Consider the following 19481-nt stretch of genomic DNA (forward strand, 5'->3'; position numbering starts at 1 on the left):
AAGCCAAGGTGTCAATGAAAGAGCACGCGGGCCGCAAGCAGAGCTATTGCACCGTCCATTGCATGATGTCTTCGCGTTCGCCGATCAGTGCCAGGCCGTGCGCGATGGACAGAAGCTCGCCGCCGGTCTCGATCCGGCCATTGTCGAAGCGTTCGGTGAAGATGCGGCGCACGGCGGGCACAAACGACGTGCCGCCGGTGAGGAACACCTTATCGATCATATCAGACGTCGTGTTTGTCTTTTCCAGGACGTCATCGAGCGCAGCTTCGATCCTTGCGAGGTCATCCGCAATCCAGCTTTCGAAGTCAGCCCGTCGGATTGTCCGGTGACCACCGCGACCGAGAGGTGCAAAATCAAATGCGGCCTCGTCCGCGCCCGACAGCGCCATCTTCGTCGCCGATACGGCCTGATAGAGCGGATAACCCTCGTCGTGGTCGACCAAATCGATGAAGGTCTCGAGCTTTTCGGGCTCAAGGGCTGTGCGCACCAGCTTCTTCAGATCCTCGAATTCCCGTGATGTCTTGAAAATGGAGAGCTGGTTCCAGCGGCCGAAGCTTGAATAGTAGTTGGTTGGAACTTCAAGGATCTTGTCGAAGCTTTTGAAATGACTCCCCTTGCCGATCTGCGGGGCAACGATGTTGTCGATCATGCGGTAGTCGAAATGATCGCCGGCGATCCCGACACCCGAATGACCGATCGGGGTGGCGGTCAGCTTACCGGCCACGGTTTCAAACCGGATAAGAGAATAGTCGGTCGTACCGCCGCCGAAGTCGGCAACGAGAACCGTGGCGTCGGACTTGAGATTCTGCGCGAAATAGAATGCGGCAGCGACGGGTTCATACACGTAGTGAACCTCCGGGAAGCCGAAGCGCGATAGGGCCTCGTTGTAGCGCTCGGTCGCCAGCGCAGGATCGGGATTCGCACCGGCGAAATGCACGGGACGACCGGTAACGATGCGTTTGACCTCGGACGGCCAGTTGTCGCCGGCATAGTTGCGCAGGCGCCTGATGAACACCTCCATCAGATCCTCGAAGCTGTGACGTTTCGCATAGATCAGAGTGCCCTGGAAGAGAGCGCTTGCCGCGAAGGTCTTGATCGACTGTAGAAAGCGGCAATCGCCGGGATTGTCGATGAATTGGCGGATGGCGGCGTGGCCGGCCTCGACCTTCAACGCGGACGCGCCGAGTTGCCGATCCTTCATGAAGGATAGGGCGGTGCGCATGCTGTCGGCACTGCCGGCGGCACTGGTGAAGGCCATCGAATGTGTTGTCTGCCCGTCGGCCGTGGCCAATACCGTGTTCGTTGTGCCGAAGTCGAATCCCAGCGCCTGAGCCATGCTCGCACCTCATCTTGCCGATTGTGTTTTGAGATCGGAGGCCAGCCTCCGCAAAGGCGCGGAAATGGCGCGCCCGAATTCAAGGAGGCGCGTGATGCCACAGGGGGCGTCGTTATTCAAGGCTTGAAACGAAAAATGCTGCGGGCGCCATTGGCGCCCGCATTTCTGTTACTCGGCGGCCAGCGCCTGAGGCATTTCTTCGTCGTGCTCGGTCGTCTTCTTGCGTCCGAAGCTGAGCAGCCAATCGCTCAGCCTGCCCATTTCGACGAAGATGACCGGGGTGATGAAGAGCGTCAGCGCTTGCGACACGACAAGACCGCCGACGACGGCAATGCCGAGCGGCTGACGCAGTTCCGAACTTGCGCCTGTCCCGAGCGCGATCGGAAGCGCGCCGAGGAGGGCGCAGAAGGTCGTCATCATGATCGGCCTGAAACGCCGCACGCAGGCTTCGTGGATCGCCTCCGATGGTGACATGCCGTTGCCGGAGCGCAGGTTCTCCAGCGCCACGTCGATCATCATGATCGCGTTCTTCTTGACGATGCCGATCAGCATCAGCAGGCCGATGAGCGCGATGATCGAAAGATCGAAGCGCATCACCTTCAGCGCCAGCAACGCGCCGAGTGCCGCTGCCGGCAGACCGGAAAGGATTGTCAGCGGGTGGATGAAACTCTCGTAGAGGACACCCAACACGACGTAGATCGTCAGGACGGCCGCCAGGATCAGCAGTGGAGTGTTGCCCTGAGACTGCTGGAAAATCTGCGCGGTGCCGCCATAGGACGTGAAGACGTCCGCTGGCATGTTGATGTCCCTTTTGATCTGATCGACTGCCGCTGTGGCATCGCCCAGCGCTTCGCCGGCCGGCAGGTTGAAAGATATGGTGGTCGAGACAAGCTGGCCGGTCTGGTTGATCGTCACCGGTCCCGTCGTGCGCTGCACCTTCGCGAAGTTCGACAGTGGAACCAGAGCGCCGCTGTCGGAGGCAACGCGGATTTCCTGAAGCTTCTGATCGTCCCACGGTTTGCTCGTGTCGTATTCCACGATCACATCATAGCTGTCGCCGGTCGACTGGATCTGTGCAGCGGTATAACCGCCGAAGGCTTCCTGCAGCGTCGTCCGCAATTGTCCGTCTGTGATGCCGTAGGCCGCCGCCTTCTCCGTATCGACAACGATATTGGCTTGCAGCGCATTGTTCTGCGCGTCCGAAGCGACATCGGTGAAACGCGGGTCGGCACGCATTGCCTGCTGGATCTTGTTCGCCCAGACGTTCGTCTGATCGGCGCTGAGCGCCTGAACGACCAGCTGATATTGGCTCGCCGTTTGGCGACCGCCGAAGCGCAGGCTCTGCTGAGGCGTTATGTACGCCTGAAGGCCAGGGATCTTGCCGATGCTCGTCCGCAACTCCCGCAACGTTTGGTCAAGCGGCGGACGCTGATCCTTGTTTTTGAGCTCGACAAACATCGTACCATTGTTCAGCGGACTGCGTGCATTGCCGCCGACGATCGACATCACGTGGTTGACGGCAGGGTTTTGCTTCACAAGTTCTGCCGCCTGGTTCTGCAGAGCTTGCATGGCGGGATAGGAGATGTCCTGACGAGCGCGCGTCGAGATGTTCAGGCGACCGATGTCCTCGGTGGGGAAGAAGCTCGATGGCAGCGTCATGAAGAGATAAACGGTCAGGCCGATGGACGCCACGAACAGGGCGAGGATGGCTGGACGATGCTTCAGGCACCAGCCGACCGATCGCTCGTACCCTCGGAGGGTTCGTTCAAAACCGGCATCGAACCAGCGGATGAAGAAGGGCGGCCGATCGTGGCCGCTGCCTAGCCGTGATGCTAGCATCGGCGTCACCGTGAGGGAAACGATTGCAGAGGCGACAATCGCGATTGCAACGACCATGCCGAACTCGTTGAAGATGCGGCCGACGACACCGCCCATCAACAGGATCGGGATAAAGACGGCTATCAGAGACACCGACATCGAAATGATGGTGTAGCTGACCTCGCCGGCACCTTTGATCGCCGCGTCGAGTACGGGCATGCCTTCCTCGACGTGCCGGAGGATGTTTTCCAACATGACGATCGCGTCATCGACGACGAGGCCGACCGCAAGCGTCAATCCGAGCAGCGAAATGTTGTCGATGCTGTAGCCGAGCACATACATCATGCCGAAGGTGGTAATGAGCGATAGCGGCACGGCAAGGCCGGGAATGATCGTCGCCGTCAGGTGGCCGGTGAAGAGGTAGATGACTAGGACGACGAGGCCGATCGTCAGCATCAGCGTGAACTTCACGTCGCTGATCGCATCTTTGATCGGCTGGGCGGAGTCGTTCATGACCTTTGTTGAAACAGAGGCGGGAATCTCTGCGTGCAGACCCGGCAGCTTCGCTCTAATTGCGTCAACGACCTCCACGGTATTGGCATCGGGCTGGCGCTGAATGGCGAGGATGATGCTGCGGTTGCCGTCATACCAGCTGCCGGTATTTTGGTTCTCGACGCTGTCTTGCACGTCGGCGACATCGCCGAGGTGGATCGGCGCGCCGTTCGGGTTGGCAATGACGAGTGTCCGGAATTCATCGGCATTGGTCCGCTGAGTATTCGCATTGATCGTCATGCTCTGTGTATCGTTTTGCAGAGAGCCGACAGGAACCTGACTGTTGGCCGCGACCAGCGCCTTGTTGACGGTATCGATACCAATGCCGCGGTTGAGAAGCTTGTTGGGATCGACTTCAACTCGCACCGCGTAGGTTTGCGCGCCGAAGACCGAAACCTCAGCGACGCCGGGAAGCGTCGAAAGGGACGGGGAGATAATGTCCTCGGCGATCTCGTCTAGCTTGCTACGAGGCATGGTGTCGCTCTGCACCGCAAGCAACATGACCGGCGCGTCGGCGGGGTTCGTTTTCCTATAGCTCGGCGGAGTCGTCATGTTATCCGGTAGCTGGCGGGTCGCGTGCGAGATCGCCGCTTGAACGTCTGCCGCCGCTGCATCGATGCTGCGGTTGAGGTCGAACTGCAGAACGATGCTGGTGTTGCCGAGCGAGTTGGTTGCACTGATCTCGCTGATGCCGGGAATGGTCTGGAACTGCTTGATCAGCGGCGTGGCGACCGACGTCGCCATCGTCTGCGGCGAAGCGCCGGTCAGCGCGGCCGACACATTGATCGTCGGGAAATCGACCTGCGGCAGTGCTGCCACCGGCACGAGCTGATAGCCGGCAAGGCCGGCAAGCACGACGCCGATGGCAAGCAGCGTCGTTGCGACAGGACGTCGGATACAGAAATTCGGTATCATTCTTCCATGCCCGCTGTGATGATTTCGGTCTTGCCTGCGGCTCGGGCCGCGGAGGCAACGTTCAATGCCTTGTCGTCGAACTGTTCCTTGACCGGCTGCTGATCGACGAGCTGCGCCTGTCCTTCGATGATGACGTGGTCGCCTTCCGAGAGGCCGTCCGAGATCGCCGTGAAGCCGCCGTTTGCACGCGCCACGGTGACAGGCGTCACGCGCGCCTTCCCATCGCGGGCGACAATTGCGAAGAAGCCGTCCGCACCGGGGCTCACCGCAACGGTCGGGACTACGACCTGCTGTTCGTTGTTGTTGAAGTGGACCACAATGTTGACTGACTGTCCGGGCCACAGCGCACCGGAAGCATTCTCGAACTTTGCCTTGGCAAGGATAGTGCCAGATGCCGGATCCACGGTGTTGTCGTAGAAGCTGATATGGCCCTGGCGCGGTTTTGCCTTGTCGGACTGGGGAACTGTGCTGACGTCCACTGGCCCTGCGGCGAGGGCAAGCTTCAGTTGCCGGAGGTCGCGCTCCTGCAGGTGGAACTTCACATAGATCGGATCATATTTTGCGATCGTTACGATCGCCGAGCCGGCGTTCACGAAGGCGCCAGGGCTTACCGAGATATCGCCGAGGCGCCCGTCGAACGGAGCGCGGATATCCGTATGCTCCAGCAGTACCTGATCGGCGGCCAGTCCTGCTTTGTCGGCCTCGACAGTAGCCGCTGCCGTGTCGCGTGCCGCCTTTGCCTGATCATAGCTCTGCTGCGTGCCGGCCTTTGACGTCAGCAAGTCGTTGGCGCGTGCCAGCGCGGTTTCGGATTCCGCCAGGGTTGCCTGGTCACGGACGACCATGGCGCTGTCCTTGTCGACCGTTGCCTGGGCGGTGCGGGCATCAAGCTCGACGATCAGATCTCCCTGTTTGACGGTGGCTCCATCCGACGCGAGGATCTTTGTAACGATGCCCTGTTCCTGGGCGGCGATCGTCGTGTTGTCATCCGCGTCGGCCCAGCCAGAAGCCGTTACGTCCCGGGGCAGGGTAGTCTTCACCGCTGCGACCGTCTTGACCAATGTTGGTCCGCCGTTGCGATTGCGGCCTTTGCCGCCGTTCTTCTGATCACCGGACTTCTGCGATGCATCGCCTGTCGTTTGGCGACCACCATCGGCGGTATCGGCCTTGGGTAAAAATTGCGAAAGATAAGGGATGCGCTCCCTGTATTGCCATGCGCCGACGCTGGCAGCAGCGAGGATGCAGACCGTGACAAATAGTTTCTTCATAAGCGAGACCGGGTTGGGGCAAATTGCGCGGAAATCGAGGCTCTATTGAACCACGCTTATTACGGCGCAAAAAAGACACAATTGCCGAACCGACCATCACTAAGTGGTTATAATGGCTTAAATTTTTGTAATGAAAGAATGTGCTGAAGGACATTTATTGAGCATCAGCGATGTGCCGCTGCCCACACTTTTGCTATTTCTTCTTTTCGATCAGACGGATCGCGCCGCCCCACCATCGCAGCGCACAAGACTGCCGGTGATGTAACTCGCCTGCTGGCTGCAGAGGAAAGCGGCGGTTGCAGCAAACTCTTCGACCGTTCCGTAGCGGCCGACGGGGATCGCAGCTTGCTTTACCGCGCGGATTTCTTCGAGGCTTTTGCCGGTTCTTTTGGCGGCGGCTCCATCGAGGTCATCGGTCCGGCTAGTCAGAATGCTGCCGGGAAGCAGGAGATTCGATGTGATTCCAAAGCGCGCGACCTCTGTTGCCAGCGTTTTGCTCCAGCCGGCGAGAGCGGGGCGTAGCGTGTTTGAAAGGGCCAGATTGCCGATGGGCTCAATGACACCCGATGATGCGACGGTGAGGATACGTCCCCAGCCCTGTTCCTTCATGGATGGCAAAAGCACGTTGGTGAGCGCAATGACCCGCAGAACCATCGAAAAGAAATAGGTTTCCAGCTTCTCGGACGTCATATCCTGCGTCGTTCCCGGCGTCGGGCCGCCGCTGTTGTTGACTAGAATATCGACCCCGCCAAGCTTGGCTTGTACTGCGGCGGTCACTGTTTCCACGAAATTCTCATCGGAAAGGTCAGCCCAAATCCAATCGGCCTTACCGTTTCCTTCAGCATTGATGGCACGGCAGTTCGCCTCCAGCGTCTCGCCGCTGCGGCCACATAGGAGAACGTGTGCCCCCTCCCGCGCCAAAGCCACGGCGATGCCATAACCCAATCCGCGCGACGACGCCAGCACCAGCGCGCGTCTACCCTTGATGCCGAGATCCATGCCCAAATTCCTCCAATCGTTCCTCTCTCTATACGGCGCTACAACCGGAGACGAAAGCGGTGTCCGTCATTTGTTTATCGTTTGACGTTTACGTAAACGGCATATAATTATTTGGTCCTAGAAATGCTGTTGCGCGAATTGGGGGATTCGCTGTCGTTTCCCGGCTCGACAATACGCCCCTGTTTTGACAAGAGATAACCCCATCACGGGGAATATGGCCGCAATGTCGGCCAAGCGGAGATGGATGATGACCGATACGACTGAGCTGCCCGAGCGCGAAAGCATGGAATTCGACGTTGTGATCGTCGGTGGCGGTCCTGCAGGATTGTCGGCCGCGATCCGTCTGAAGCAGGTCAATCCGGAGCTGTCGGTCGTCGTGCTCGAAAAGGGGGCTGAAGTCGGCGCGCACATCCTGTCGGGTGCCGTGGTCGATCCTATCGGCATCGATCGTCTGCTGCCCGGCTGGCGCAGTGAAGCCGACCACCCGTTCAAGACCGAGGTGACCGATGATCACTTCCTGGTGCTCGGTCCGGCCGGCTCTGTGCGGCTGCCGAACATCCTGATGCCGCCGCTGATGAGCAACCACGGCAACTACATCGTCTCGCTCGGAAACGTCTGTCGCTGGCTCGCCTCCAAGGCGGAAGAGCTCGGCGTCGAGATCTATCCGGGCTTTGCCGCGACCGAAGTGCTCTACAGCGACGACGGTGCGGTCATTGGCGTGGCCACCGGCGACATGGGCATCGAGAAGAACGGCGAGCCTGGCCCGAACTACACCCGCGGCATGGCACTGCTCGGCAAGTACGTGCTGATCGGGGAAGGCGTGCGCGGTTCGCTCGCCAAGCAACTGATTGCCAAGTTCGATCTGTCGCGGGATCATGAGCCGCAGAAGTTCGGCATCGGCATCAAGGAACTCTGGCAGGTGAAGCCTGAGCACCACAAGCAAGGCCTCGTGCAGCACTCCTTCGGTTGGCCGCTCGGCATGAAGACCGGTGGTGGCTCCTTCCTTTATCATCTGGAAGACAATCTCGTTGCCGTCGGCTTCGTCGTCCATCTGAACTACAAGAACCCCTACCTCTATCCCTTCGAGGAGTTCCAGCGCTTCAAGACGCATCCTGCCATTCGCACCACTTTCGAGGGCGGCAAGCGGCTTTCCTACGGCGCGCGTGCCATCACCGAAGGCGGCTATCAGTCGGTGCCGAAGCTTAGCTTCCCCGGCGGCGCCCTGATCGGCTGTTCGGCCGGCTTCGTCAACGTGCCGCGCATCAAGGGCAGCCACAACGCGGTGCTGTCGGGCATGATGGCGGCGGACCGGATCGCCGCCGCGATCGCCGCTGGTCGCGCCAATGATGAGGTGGTCGAGATCGAGAACGACTGGCGTTCAAGCGACATCGGCAAGGACCTGAAGAAAGTGCGTAACGTCAAGCCGCTGTGGTCAAAGTTCGGCACGGCGGTCGGCGTGGCGCTCGGCGGTCTCGATATGTGGACCAACCAGCTCTTCGGCCTTTCGATCTTTGGCACGCTCAAGCACGGCAAGACGGACGCAGCGTCGCTGGAGCCGGCCTCTCAGCACAAGCCGATCGCCTATCCGAAACCCGACGGCGTTCTCACCTTTGACCGTCTGTCCTCGGTGTTCTTGTCGAACACCAACCACGAGGAAGATCAGCCGGTGCATCTGCAGGTAAGGGACATGGCGCTGCAGGTCTCGTCCGAGCACGACATTTATGCCGGTCCTTCGACCCGCTACTGTCCGGCCGGTGTTTACGAGTGGGTGGAGAAGGACGGCAAGGAAACCTTTGTCATCAACGCCCAGAACTGCGTCCACTGCAAAACCTGCGACATCAAGGATCCCAACCAGAACATCAACTGGGTGCCGCCGCAGGGCGGCGAGGGCCCTGTTTACCCGAATATGTAAGAGGCCGGCATGAGCAGCGCCTGCATCATACGGCGGGCGCGTCTCGATGAACTGCCGCGCCTGACCGAGGTCGAAATCGACGCCTTCGCAACGCTGGCGGAGGCGCTTGGCGTGGTCGGGGAAGCGCACGCGCTACCGCCGGATGTGCTGCAAGGGTCGCTCGATGCGGGCCTGCTGCTCGTTGCCGTCGATGATGGTGATCGTCCGGTCGGTTTTCTAGCGGCGGAGGAGATCGAAGGTACGCTCTATGTCATCGAACTGGACGTCTGCCGGGAATGGCAGCGTAAGGGAATTGGGCGGCGTTTGATGGGGGCTGCAGTCGAGATCGCCGAGGCGCGCCGGCTGCCGGCTCTGACGCTGACAACGGATCGCTACGTTCCCTTCAATGCTCCCTTCTACGCTTCTCTCGGCTTTACGTTGTCGACGGCGGAGGCCGTGCCGCAGTTCCTGCAGAAAAAGCTGGATCACGAACTCGCCGTCGGGATGGATCCGGAACGGCGGGTTGCGATGGTTCTTGCGCTTTGAGGCGACAATCGCCAGCGCGAAGAGGCAAGTGCATTGCCAAAAACCGGAGACGGGCCGGCGGAGTGATCGCCGACCCGAATGTGCGCCGAGCTACCGGCGCGAAGCGATGCCGGTCGAGAGTGCCACGCCGAAGCCTGTGATAACGGCAGCTGCAATCTCTGCGGTACCGATCTCCTCCCCAAGCAGCATGCCGCCGCCGATCGTTGCGAGCACCGGTGTGATCGCCGTAAAGGCGGCAGCCTGTGTGCCGCCCAGTGCATGAACAGCAAGCCCATAGGCGACAGTCGCAACAAGGCCGGACAGGATGCCTTGGCTCAGGATCTGCAGGCCGACTTCGGTTAATGGAGCGCTGGCGATCGAGGTGCCGAACATGACCGCGAGGCCGACATGGATCAGGAAGGACCAGATGGCGATGAGCGCACTGGCCTGCAGAGCCGTCAGACCGGAGCGGCGGAAGGCATGCGTGTAGCTTGCCCAAAGAATTGCTCCCATCGGCAAGAGGGCAAAGCTGCTCCAGGGTAGAGCCGCGCCGGCGAGGCTGCAGACCAGCAGGATGGCCACGCCCACAACGATTGCGACAAGACCGAGTACACGCATGGGGTCCGGCCGTTCCCGGAAGACAAGAACGCCAATGAGCGCGGTGGCGAGCGGCATCGAGCCGCCGAGCAGGATACCCGCAGCCGAAGCCGGCGTGGAGTGAATGGCGGACGTGGTCAGCTGGAAGAACACCGCGCCCGCGCCGGCGACCATCGTGGCGAGCAGCCCGACCGGCACGCCCTTCGGCAGCAGTCCCATCTTCAACCAGACAGGTGCCAGAACCAATGCCGGAATGCCGTAGCGGATTAGACCAATATCGATCGTGGTAAGTTGCGTTGCTGCGCTGTGGCGGGTCGCGAGGATCCATGCGGCCCAGATCAGAACCGTGACGACGGCGCCGGTATATCCGACTGTCGTCGAGGTGGATTTCTCGTTGTTGGTGAAGGTTACGGCGCTCATCGATCTCTCCTCTCATGATCGTCCGGAGGCTGTCCGGTTGAGAGAAAGATAGGCGGAAATGGCGAGGCATGTCCTTGCTATCTATGCCGCCAAAATAGTACGCTGAGCAACTATCTGCCAAAATGATACGAGGATTTTGTCGATCATGCCAAATCTGGATAAATTCGATCTGGCGATCCTCAAGTGCCTGCAGGAGGATGCGCGGGCAACCAACGTCGAGATTGCCGAGAAGGTCAATTTGTCGCCGTCACCGTGTCTGCGTCGAATCCGCAATCTCGAAAAGGCGGGTGTTATCCGCGGCTACCGTGCGGACATAGACCGCAAGGAAGTCGGTCTCGGCTTGACGGTTTTTGTCGAACTCAAGGTCGCCCACCACAGCCGCGAGAACGCGCAAGCGCAGGAGGCGGCGTTGCTCGCCATCCCGGAAGTGGTTTCGTGCTTTCTGATCTCTGGAACGGCAGACTTCCTGGCGGAGGTCGTGGTCGAGGATTTGGCGGCCTACGAGCGGTTGCTGACCGACACGCTGCTGACATTGCCGAATGTCAGCGACATCCGCTCGAACTTCGCCATTCGAAGCATGAAAACCCACGGAGCGCTGAAGTTGCCGGAGCCGAAATAAAAACGGGGCCGATCGGGCCCCGCTTCATTCTTACAGCAGCGTCCCGCTGAGGATCAGCAGCGCGACCGAGAAATAGATCACCAGCCCGCTCACATCGACGAGCGTCGCGACGAACGGAGCCGAAGCGCTTGCCGGATCAAGCCGCAGCCTTTGCAGGATGAAGGGCAGCATCGAGCCAGCCAGCGAGCCGAAGGTGACGATGCCGATCAATGCCGCAAAGATCGTCACACCGACCAGGACCCAGTGCTCGCCGTAGTCATAGAGCCCGATATTCTGCCAGAGCAGGATGCGGACGAAGCCGACGAGACCGAGGATCGCTCCGAGCACGATGCCGGTCGGCAGTTCTCGCAGCAGTACCCGCCACCAGTCGGAGAGCTTGAGTTCGCCGAGCGCGAGTGCGCGGATGATCAGCGATGTTGCCTGCGACCCACTATTCCCCCCGGAGCTCATGATCAACGGAATGAACAGGGTCAGCACGATCGCCTTCTCCAGCTCGCCTTCGAAATGCTGCATGGCGCTTGCCGTCAGCATTTCGCCGAGGAACAGGGCGCAGAGCCAGCCTGCACGCTTGCGAATCATGCCGGCGAAGCCGATCTTCATGTAGGGCTTACCGAGCGCTTCCATGCCGCCAAACTTCTGGGCGTCTTCGGTCTGATCGGCGATCATCGTGTCGATGACGTCGTCGACCGTGACGATGCCGAGCATGTGGCCATCATCGCTGACAACGGGCAGGGCGAGCAGATTGTGCTTGCGGATCAGCCGGGCGACATCTTCCTGCGTCATCAGCGGATCGGCACGCACAACCCCTTCCTTCTGTGCAACAGTCAGCACGGATTCACCGGGATCGCCGGTGATGAGGCGGCGGAGCGTGACGACGCTGGTCAGCACGCGGCTGACGGCATCGAGCACATAGATGGCATAGACCGTCTCGCGCGACCGCTCGACCTTGCGCACATGTTCCAGCGTCTGCTCGACCGTCCAGGTTTCCGGTACGCTGACGAACTCCGTCGTCATGATGCTGCCAGCCGTGCGGGGCGGGTAGCCCATCAGATGCTGGACGGCGAGACAGGTCGTGCGGTCGAGCCGTAAAAAGAGATGGGCCCGAGCTTCCTCGTTCATTTCCTGAAAGAGGTCGGCGACACGGTCGTTCGCCAAGGCGTTCAAGAGGCGCGCGGCGTGCTCGGCCGGCATGTCGGCAAGGATCGTAGCTGCGTGATGCAACTCGGGACGGCCGAGAATGCGCACGGCCTTCTGCTGCGGCAGCGTAACCAGGATTGCTGCTGCTTCGGATATTTCGAGTGTGTTCAGCTGCTCGACACGCTCGGCCGTGGTGATCAGTCCGAGGTGGTCGCTGCTGAAGAAACGAGCGGCATGGCCCGCCCGCAATGGGAAGCGATTGATGTTCATAAGCTCGCCTTTCCGTCGATCCGCCGTAGCGTCCAACGGGCGAGCAGACAGAGTCAGGTCAGCGCACGAGGGCCGCGTACGGCAAAGGCAATCGACCGCTACTGTCGCTTGGCATCGTGATGATGGCTCCGTTGATATCCGCGGAAAACGGACGTAATCCGCGTAAGGTTGTAGGTGGTCTCAATCGGCAAAAAAGTCAAGCGCTTGAGGTGCTTGGTGCCAGAATGCCGCACCCTAGGCGCGGCACCCGGTTTGGCACTGTCCGCCGGTCGACGACTGGTGTTAAAAACCTTCGAGGACAAGCTTTCCTTTCGTCCGCCTGCTTTCGATCATTGCATGCGCCTTCTTCAGGTTCGCGGCATTGATCGGGCCTAGCGTCTCGCTAAGCGTCGTGCGGATCTTGCCGGCATCGACGAGCTCGGCGACCTTCCCGAGCAGCTTGTGTTGCTCGATCATGTCGGGGGTGCCGAACAACGGCCGTGTGAACATCAGCTCCCAATGGATCGATGCGGCCTTGCGCTTGAACGGCATAATGTCGAGCGTCTTCGGATCGTCGATCAGCGCGAAGCGGCCCTGCGGCGCGATCACTTCCACGATCTCCTTGATGTGCTGGTCGGTGTTCGTCGTTGAAAACACAAAGCCGGGATCGCCAAGTCCAAGCGCTGCGACCTGTGCCGCGATCGGCTGCGCGTGATCGATCGCGTGATGAGCGCCGAGTTCCTTGATCCATGCGCTCGTCTCGGGACGGGACGCTGTCGCTATGACCGTCAGGTCGGTCAGGGCGCGTGCGATCTGGATTGCGATCGATCCGACGCCACCAGCGCCGCCGATAATGAGAACGGCATGAGCGGCCCCAGGAACCGGATCATGTACCCTCAGCCGGTCGAAGAGCGCCTCGTAGGCGGTGATCGACGTCAGGGGCAAGGCGGCAGCCGACGCGAAGCCAAGGCTCTTCGGTTTGTGCCCCACGATCCGCTCGTCGACGAGATGGAATTCGGCATTGGTGCCGGCCCGGCTGATCACACCGGAGTAGAAGACCTCGTCGCCTACCTTGAAAAGCGTCACTTCGGGGCCGATCGCCTTGACGACGCCGGCAGCATCCCAGCCAAGCACCTTCAGTTCCTCACTGGTCGGCGCCACGCCGGCGCGCACTTTCACGTCGACCGGGTTGACGGAAACCGCCTTGATCTCGACCAGCAGGTCGCGCCCCTCCGCTTCCGGGATTGGCAGATCGACGTCGATGAGAGAGGTCTCGGCGGAGATGGGCTGGGGAACCTTGTAGGCGACTGCGCGCATGGGAAACTCCTGTGTTCGTTTGCACGGGGGCTAGATGCGTCTTATGTTCGATACCTGCAAGAATGCACAAATTCTGTACGTAGTACCAAAAAGGATACCGTCAAATGTCGCTTTCCCGTGCCAAGCTGACGAGCAATTTTCCCGGCTGCCCCGTGGAAGCGACATTGAGTTTTCTCGATGGCAAGTGGAAGGGTGTGATCCTCTTCCACCTGATGGGCGGGACGTTGCGCTTCAATGAGCTGCGTCGCAAATTGCCCTCCGTGACCCAACGTATGCTGACGAAGCAGCTGCGTGAACTCGAGGAGTCGGGCCTTGTTTCGCGGACGGTCTTTCCCGTTGTTCCACCTCGCGTCGACTATGCGTTGACGCCACTTGGCCTTACGCTGAGGCCTGTCATCGAGGCGCTTGCCGCCTGGGGTGAGGAAAACGTCTCCTGCCTTCCCGAAGGTCGATACCTTGGAGAAGTTTCAGATGTATCAGTGACTGCGGCGATCAAGGCTTAGGGACGCCGCGAACACAAAGATGCCGATAAACGACAGGATCGCGCCGACGTAACCGGTTGCGGCGAAGCCGTAGCCTCCTGCAATGACCAGTCCACCGAGCCAAGCCCCCAGCGCGTTCGCAATGTTGAACGCCGAGTGATGCGATGCCGCAGCAAGTGTCTGCGCATCCGCAGCCACGTCCATCAGGCGGGTCTGGACGGCTGGACCGGCAGCGAAGCCGCAACCGATGCAGAAAACGCAGAGCGCCAGCATGAACGGATTGGCGGCGGTCAGGGAGAACAATGTCAGCACTACGATGTTGAACACGAGGCTCCCGCCGATCGTCCCCATCAGCGACTTGTCGGCAAACCAGGAGCCGACGACATTGCCGACGTTCATGCCGATGCCGAAGATGATCAGCATCACGGCGACCATGCTCTCGGGCAGCATTGCGACCTGTGTGGTGGTCGGTGCGATATAGCTGAACATCGCAAACATTCCGCCGAAACCGACGGATGCCGTCGCCAGCGTCAGCAGCACTTGTGGGCGCTTGAAGGCGCCAAGCTCGCGCTTGAAGCTTGCGCCATCGGCGACACGGTCGCGCGGCACGTAGTACCAGATCAACGCGACCGTCAGAAGGCCGATGATACCGACGATCGTAAAGGCAACGCGCCAGTTGAGTGACTGCCCGAACACGGTCGCAAGTGGCGTCCCGAGCAGGGTCGCAACCGTCAATCCCAGCATGACACGGCCGACGGCGCGGGCACGCTTGTGCGTCGGCACCATCGAGGCCGCCACGATCGCTGCAACCCCGAAGTAGGCGCCGTGCGGCAGGCCGGTGATGAAGCGCATCAGCGTGAAGCTTTCGAACGTCGGCGCCATCGCACTCAAGATGTTGCCGATGGCAAAGATGCCCATCACCAGCAGGAGCAGCGAGCGGCGGGCCATCTTCGCCGCGAGCACGGCAATGATAGGTGCGCCGACGACGACGCCGAGTGCATAGGCGCTGATCACGTAGCCTGCCTGCGGGGTCGTTACCGAGAAGGTGTCGGCAACGTTGGGCAGGAGGCCCATGATCGCGAATTCGCCGGTGCCGATGCCAAAGCCGCCGCAAGCAAGTGCCAGTTGCACAAGCGCGATCGCCATTGGCGACGGGGCGGTGTCTACCGGATTGACGTCGATGGAATCGTTTACGGCGACCTGGCTCAAGAGGCACTCCTTGGCATTCGATGCGTGACGTACGGACAAGGCGCGAGCGCAGCCAGAACCGGTCGGCCAGAGATGAAGGGAAATGGAGGCATCCTCCACTATCCCATCTATCGATGATTGACCGCCAGGCGTCGAGTGCATTTTCTGCAGTGCAGCGTCGCCCGATATGCATACGTCCCTTGCAGATTCGGCGGTGCTGCTGCCGATCTCGGCCTTCGTAAAACAGCCGTTAGCTTGAAATCGTGGGTGTAAGAACCATCTGCTTAGCAGCGCCGGACAGGTCGTCGTTTCTTGCTGCGGACAACGGGAACCATATGAAACTTATTGGCTTTTTCAATCGAGATGGCGGGACTTTCAGGACCACCGATATGGAAGCCTATGAAAACCGGGCCGAAGCCGTGTTCAGGGAGGCCGGCCACGATTTCAATGCGATCGTCTTTTCCGGCAGGGAGATCGTGCCAGCCATGGAACGGGCCGCCCGCCGTGACGACATCGATGGCATCGTCGCCGGCGGTGGCGACGGGACGATTTCGGCAGCAGCATCGATCGCCTGGAAGAATGGAATTGCACTTGGCGTCGTGCCGGCCGGGACAATGAACCTCTTCGCACGCTCGCTGCGCGTTCCGCTCGACATTTGGATGGCGTTGGAGACGCTGGCCTTTGGCGAAGTCGATCACGTCGACATCGCCAGCGCGAATGGTCGGCCATTCATTCATCAATTTTCAGCTGGGCTTCATGCCCGTATGGTACGCTATCGAAATTCCTATACCTATCGCTCGCGCTTTGGAAAGATCGGGGCAAGCGCTCGTGCCGCTCTTGGCGTCGTGTTCAATCCGCCCGAATTCGAGGTGGAGTTTGCAGCGGGGGGCGTCTATGAGCGTCGCCGAGTTTCCGCGGTGTCGATTTCGAACAACCCCTTCGGTCAGAACGCCTTGCTCTATGCAGACTGCCTCACCAGCGGCGAACTGGGGTTCTATACCGCCAAGCCGCTGAAACCGATCGGCGTCGCGCGTCTCGCGGTCGACCTCTTGCGAGGCAAGGTGAGGGAGAACGCAGACGTCATGGTCATGCATCCAGCGGAGGTGCATCTGCACTTTCCGAAGCTGCCTTCAAAGGCGAACTGCGTGATGGATGGCGAATTGCGTCCGCTAGAGCGTGACGTCACGCTGAAACTGCATCCCGGCGAACTCAAGGTATTGGTCCGGCAAGGACTTGCAGCGCAGGTTGATGAGGCCGAGCGACGCGAAATTGCTCCCTAGCAGTTCCAATCATCTACCGGACTCGGATCGGCCGCCTTGCCGCCGGATCAAATGAACCTCGGCGCGCTTCTAGGGATGGCGATTACAGACGCGACAGGTAGGTGCGGTAGTCGAAATCTGAGACTGTGCGCAGGTAGGTGATGGCCTCCTTGCGCTTCGTGTCGCCGTAGAGTTTCTGATAGGGCTCGCCGAATATGTCGGCGATAAACGGCGCGAGACGGAAAGCGTCGACTGCCGTCAGGAAGTCGTGCGTCAGTTGTGCCGTGTGTGCAGGTGTATGGGAAGGCGTCGTCTCCTCGCCGGGGTCAAGCTCGGAATCGATGCCGAGCAACATGCCCCCGAGGATAGCGGCAAGTAGCAAGTAGGGGTTTGCATCAGCGCCTGCGACGCGGTGTTCGATACGAGCGGCTGGGCCGTTCAGATCGGGTATGCGGACAGCGGTGCCTCTATGGCCGTATCCCCAGGTGAGGTCGACGGGAGCGAACGAGCCGGGCTGGAAGCGGCGATAGGAGTTGGCAAACGGTGCAAAAACGAGTTGCGCCTCGCGCATGGTCTGAAGCAGGCCGGCGCAGACGGATTTCAGCTTGCGCGGCTCACCACCTTTGGCATCCAGAATATTCCGTCCGTCCTTGTCGATGACGCTGGCATGTACATGAAGGCCTGAGCCGGCATGATCGGAGTATGGCTTGGCCATGCAGGTGGATTTCAGCCCGTGCTTGCGTGCAGCCTGTTCCACAATACGCTTCAGATAGATGCAGTCGTCGGCTGCCGCGAGCGCGTCTGGCCGATGCAGCAAGTTGATCTCGAACTGTCCGGGACCGAATTCCGCCGTCGTCGCATCGGCCGGCAGCCCTTGCGCCTTTGCATAGGCGCGCACGGTCTGCAGATAGTCATCGAGCGCATCAACAGCGCTCATGTCGTAAAGTTGAAAGCCGTTCGCTTCCCCTTGATAGGTGAGGCTGACCGGCGGCGAGGGGCGGCCAGTCTCACGCCAGTTCGGATCGACTGCGTAGAACTCCAGCTCAGTCGCCACAACAGGTGTGAGGCCGCGCTCATCATACCGCTTCAGCACGGAGGCAAGAATCGCTCGAGGGTCCATGAAACTTGGCGTGCCGTCGAACTCGTGCATCGTTGCAAGGACCTGCATTGACCCCTCCGGCGCCCATGGCATCGGCGTCAGGCTGCGTTCGTCCGGAATGCAATTGCCGTCCGGGTCGCCGACGGAAAGCGAGAGGCCAGTGATGTCATCGTTGTCATCGCCCCAGATGTCGAGCGACTGCGTGGAGGAGGGAAGGCGGATTTCGCCAGCCCAGATTTTGTTCTGGCCGTCGAGTGGAATCTGCTTGCCGCGGAGGTCGCCATTCATGCCGACGAGCAGGAGTTCGATGCGCGCGTTACCGCTCGCTGCTGTACCGTGATCCGTGTCCTCTGCCATGATCTTGAAAATCCCTTCGGAGAAGGCCAAGCTCGTAGCCTATTGAGATGAGGCTTTCAATTCCGAAGGTGTTTTGCAAATCATGTCCGATACTTACGCACGCTCAAACCTCGCTGCCATCGACGCGGCGCATCACCTCCATCCTTTCTCGGACATGCGGAAGTTGAATGCGGACGGCACGCGCCTCATTCAACGCGGCGAGGGAGTCTACATCTGGGATAGCCAAGGCAAGCGCTATCTGGACGGATTTGCCGGATTGTGGTGCGTCAACGTCGGCTATGGCCGCAAGGAAATCACCGACGCCGTCGCACGGCAGATGAACGAGCTGCCCTACTACAACACGTTCTTCGGCACGACGACGACGCCAACGACGCTGCTTGCCGAAAAGGTCACATCCCATGCCGGGCCGCATTTCAATCACGTGTTTTTCACCGGTTCGGGTTCCGAGGCAAACGACACATGGTTCCGGATGGCGCGCGTCTATTGGAGCGCGGTCGGCAAACCCTCGAAGAAGGCCGTCATTGCCCGTAAGAACGGCTATCACGGTTCGACCGTGGCGGGTGCTAGCCTCGGTGGCATGAAATACATGCACGAACAGGGCGACCTGCCGATACCGGGCATCGTCCACATCGGACAGCCTTATTGGTACGGCGAGGGCGGTGAGCTCTCACCGGCTGAGTTCGGCCTCACGGTGGCCCGCGAACTGGAGGTGAAGATCGACGAGCTCGGCGAGGAGAATGTCGCGGCTTTCGTGGCGGAGCCAATCCAAGGGGCTGCCGGTGTCATCATCCCGCCGGCGACCTATTGGCCGGAGATCGCCCGCATTTGCAAGTCACGCAACATCCTCCTTGTCTGCGATGAGGTGATCTGCGGCTTCGGCCGTCTCGGAGAGTGGTTCGGCCACCAGTATTTCGGCGTCGAGCCTGATTTGGCGCCGATCGCCAAGGGGCTTTCGTCGGGCTACCTTCCGATTGGTGGCGTCCTCGTCGGCGACCGCATCGCTGAGGTGCTGATCAACGAGGTCGGAGACTTCAACCACGGCTTTAACTATTCCGGCCACCCCGTCTGTGCCGCCGCAGCCCTCGAGAATCTCCGTATCATCGAGGATGAAAAGCTCGTCGAACGTGTTCGAAGCGACATTGGCCCCTATTTTGGCAAGGTCTGGGGAGCGCTTGGCGAGCACGATCTCGTCGGAGAGGCCGTCAATGTCGGCCTCATGGGAGCGCTTCAGTTGACGGCTGACAAGGCAAGCCGCACCCGCTTCGAAAGGCCGGATGCGGTTGGCGCGCTGGTCCGCAATCATGCTCTCGCAAATGGACTTGTCCTGCGCGCCACGGGGGACAGGATGCTTGCTTCGCCGCCACTCGTCATCACCCACGAGGAGGTGGAAGAAATGGCGCGCATCGCGAAGATCGCGCTTGATGCCGCATGGCGGGAACTGCGCAGCTGAGCG

The 19481-nt window shown here is 60.4% G+C and carries 15 protein-coding genes; 6 read left to right on the forward strand and 9 right to left on the reverse strand.

The window, feature by feature from the left end; translation table 11 throughout:
* Nucleotides 1–43: 43 nt before the first annotated feature.
* The 4 genes from RGCCGE502_RS06260 to RGCCGE502_RS06275 form a co-directional block, all read right to left on the reverse strand.
* Entirely contained in the window at nt 44–1336 is a 1293-nt protein-coding gene (locus RGCCGE502_RS06260; protein ID WP_016553325.1) for an Hsp70 family protein, read from the reverse strand.
* Between the two features lie 168 nt (nt 1337–1504).
* Nucleotides 1505–4621 carry an efflux RND transporter permease subunit gene (locus tag RGCCGE502_RS06265; protein WP_016553326.1) on the reverse strand — a complete coding sequence of 1039 codons (3117 nt, stop codon included), beginning with the start codon at nt 4619–4621 and terminating at the stop codon, nt 1505–1507.
* Entirely contained in the window at nt 4618–5889 is a 1272-nt protein-coding gene (locus RGCCGE502_RS06270) for an efflux RND transporter periplasmic adaptor subunit (protein ID WP_016553327.1), read from the reverse strand. The genes RGCCGE502_RS06265 and RGCCGE502_RS06270 overlap by 4 nt, the downstream gene beginning before the upstream one ends.
* Nucleotides 5890–6099: 210 nt before the next feature.
* Nucleotides 6100–6888, reverse strand: a complete 789-nt coding sequence (locus RGCCGE502_RS06275) for an SDR family oxidoreductase (protein WP_016553328.1) — start codon at nt 6886–6888, stop codon at nt 6100–6102.
* Between the two features lie 247 nt (nt 6889–7135).
* Between RGCCGE502_RS06275 and RGCCGE502_RS06280 the strand changes: the two genes are divergently transcribed.
* A complete protein-coding gene (locus RGCCGE502_RS06280; RefSeq protein WP_016553329.1) occupies nt 7136–8800 on the forward strand; it encodes an electron transfer flavoprotein-ubiquinone oxidoreductase in 1665 nt (554 codons plus the stop codon).
* A gap of 9 nt (nt 8801–8809) precedes the next feature.
* A complete protein-coding gene (locus RGCCGE502_RS06285; protein WP_016553330.1) occupies nt 8810–9325 on the forward strand; it encodes a GNAT family N-acetyltransferase in 516 nt (171 codons plus the stop codon).
* A gap of 90 nt (nt 9326–9415) precedes the next feature.
* On the opposite strand, the gene RGCCGE502_RS06290 is transcribed toward RGCCGE502_RS06285, so the two are convergent.
* Nucleotides 9416–10321, reverse strand: coding sequence for a DMT family transporter (locus RGCCGE502_RS06290; protein WP_016553331.1), 906 nt, complete (start codon nt 10319–10321; stop codon nt 9416–9418).
* Between the two features lie 145 nt (nt 10322–10466).
* Between RGCCGE502_RS06290 and RGCCGE502_RS06295 the strand changes: the two genes are divergently transcribed.
* Nucleotides 10467–10940: an Lrp/AsnC family transcriptional regulator gene (locus RGCCGE502_RS06295; protein ID WP_016553332.1), complete on the forward strand. Its 474-nt coding sequence runs from the start codon at nt 10467–10469 to the stop codon at nt 10938–10940.
* A gap of 30 nt (nt 10941–10970) precedes the next feature.
* Here the strand turns inward: RGCCGE502_RS06295 and mgtE are convergent, their stop codons facing one another.
* Both mgtE and RGCCGE502_RS06305 read right to left on the reverse strand, forming a co-directional pair.
* A complete protein-coding gene (gene mgtE, locus RGCCGE502_RS06300) occupies nt 10971–12347 on the reverse strand; it encodes a magnesium transporter (protein ID WP_016553333.1) in 1377 nt (458 codons plus the stop codon).
* Between the two features lie 282 nt (nt 12348–12629).
* Nucleotides 12630–13643, reverse strand: a complete 1014-nt coding sequence (locus RGCCGE502_RS06305; RefSeq protein WP_016553334.1) for a zinc-binding alcohol dehydrogenase family protein — start codon at nt 13641–13643, stop codon at nt 12630–12632.
* A 104-nt stretch (nt 13644–13747) separates the two neighbouring features.
* On the opposite strand from RGCCGE502_RS06305, the gene RGCCGE502_RS06310 reads away from it, so the two are divergent.
* Complete coding sequence (locus tag RGCCGE502_RS06310) at nt 13748–14146, forward strand: winged helix-turn-helix transcriptional regulator (protein ID WP_016553335.1); 399 nt, start codon at nt 13748–13750, stop codon at nt 14144–14146.
* Here the strand turns inward: RGCCGE502_RS06310 and RGCCGE502_RS06315 are convergent.
* Complete coding sequence (locus tag RGCCGE502_RS06315) at nt 14120–15334, reverse strand: MFS transporter (RefSeq protein ID WP_016553336.1); 1215 nt, start codon at nt 15332–15334, stop codon at nt 14120–14122. The two genes, RGCCGE502_RS06310 and RGCCGE502_RS06315, sit on opposite strands and share 27 nt — an antisense overlap.
* A gap of 314 nt (nt 15335–15648) precedes the next feature.
* Here RGCCGE502_RS06315 and RGCCGE502_RS06320 point away from each other — a divergent pair, with 314 nt between their 5' ends.
* On the forward strand, nt 15649–16593 hold the full coding sequence (locus tag RGCCGE502_RS06320; protein ID WP_016553337.1) for a diacylglycerol/lipid kinase family protein: 945 nt from the start codon (nt 15649–15651) through the stop codon (nt 16591–16593).
* Nucleotides 16594–16675: 82 nt separating this feature from the next.
* Here RGCCGE502_RS06320 and RGCCGE502_RS06325 read toward each other — a convergent pair whose 3' ends face one another.
* Nucleotides 16676–18058, reverse strand: coding sequence for a glutamine synthetase family protein (locus RGCCGE502_RS06325; RefSeq protein WP_016553338.1), 1383 nt, complete (start codon nt 18056–18058; stop codon nt 16676–16678).
* Nucleotides 18059–18110: 52 nt separating this feature from the next.
* On the opposite strand from RGCCGE502_RS06325, the gene RGCCGE502_RS06330 reads away from it, so the two are divergent.
* Complete coding sequence (locus RGCCGE502_RS06330; RefSeq protein WP_016553339.1) at nt 18111–19478, forward strand: aspartate aminotransferase family protein; 1368 nt, start codon at nt 18111–18113, stop codon at nt 19476–19478.
* Nucleotides 19479–19481: the final 3 nt, after the last annotated feature.

The sequence above is a fragment of the Rhizobium grahamii CCGE 502 genome, assembly GCF_000298315.2.
Taxonomy (GTDB): Bacteria; Pseudomonadota; Alphaproteobacteria; order Rhizobiales; family Rhizobiaceae; genus Rhizobium; species Rhizobium grahamii.

Coding starts and splice junctions, on each gene's coding strand:
- RGCCGE502_RS06260 (WP_016553325.1), bottom strand. CDS start 1,336: ATGGCTCAGGCGCTGGGATTCGACTTCGGCACAACGAACACGGTATTG.
- RGCCGE502_RS06265 (WP_016553326.1), bottom strand. CDS start 4,621: ATGATACCGAATTTCTGTATCCGACGTCCTGTCGCAACGACGCTGCTT.
- RGCCGE502_RS06270 (WP_016553327.1), bottom strand. CDS start 5,889: ATGAAGAAACTATTTGTCACGGTCTGCATCCTCGCTGCTGCCAGCGTC.
- RGCCGE502_RS06275 (WP_016553328.1), bottom strand. CDS start 6,888: ATGGATCTCGGCATCAAGGGTAGACGCGCGCTGGTGCTGGCGTCGTCG.
- RGCCGE502_RS06280 (WP_016553329.1), top strand. CDS start 7,136: ATGACCGATACGACTGAGCTGCCCGAGCGCGAAAGCATGGAATTCGAC.
- RGCCGE502_RS06285 (WP_016553330.1), top strand. CDS start 8,810: ATGAGCAGCGCCTGCATCATACGGCGGGCGCGTCTCGATGAACTGCCG.
- RGCCGE502_RS06290 (WP_016553331.1), bottom strand. CDS start 10,321: ATGAGCGCCGTAACCTTCACCAACAACGAGAAATCCACCTCGACGACA.
- RGCCGE502_RS06295 (WP_016553332.1), top strand. CDS start 10,467: ATGCCAAATCTGGATAAATTCGATCTGGCGATCCTCAAGTGCCTGCAG.
- mgtE (WP_016553333.1), bottom strand. CDS start 12,347: ATGAACATCAATCGCTTCCCATTGCGGGCGGGCCATGCCGCTCGTTTC.
- RGCCGE502_RS06305 (WP_016553334.1), bottom strand. CDS start 13,643: ATGCGCGCAGTCGCCTACAAGGTTCCCCAGCCCATCTCCGCCGAGACC.
- RGCCGE502_RS06310 (WP_016553335.1), top strand. CDS start 13,748: ATGTCGCTTTCCCGTGCCAAGCTGACGAGCAATTTTCCCGGCTGCCCC.
- RGCCGE502_RS06320 (WP_016553337.1), top strand. CDS start 15,649: ATGAAACTTATTGGCTTTTTCAATCGAGATGGCGGGACTTTCAGGACC.
- RGCCGE502_RS06330 (WP_016553339.1), top strand. CDS start 18,111: ATGTCCGATACTTACGCACGCTCAAACCTCGCTGCCATCGACGCGGCG.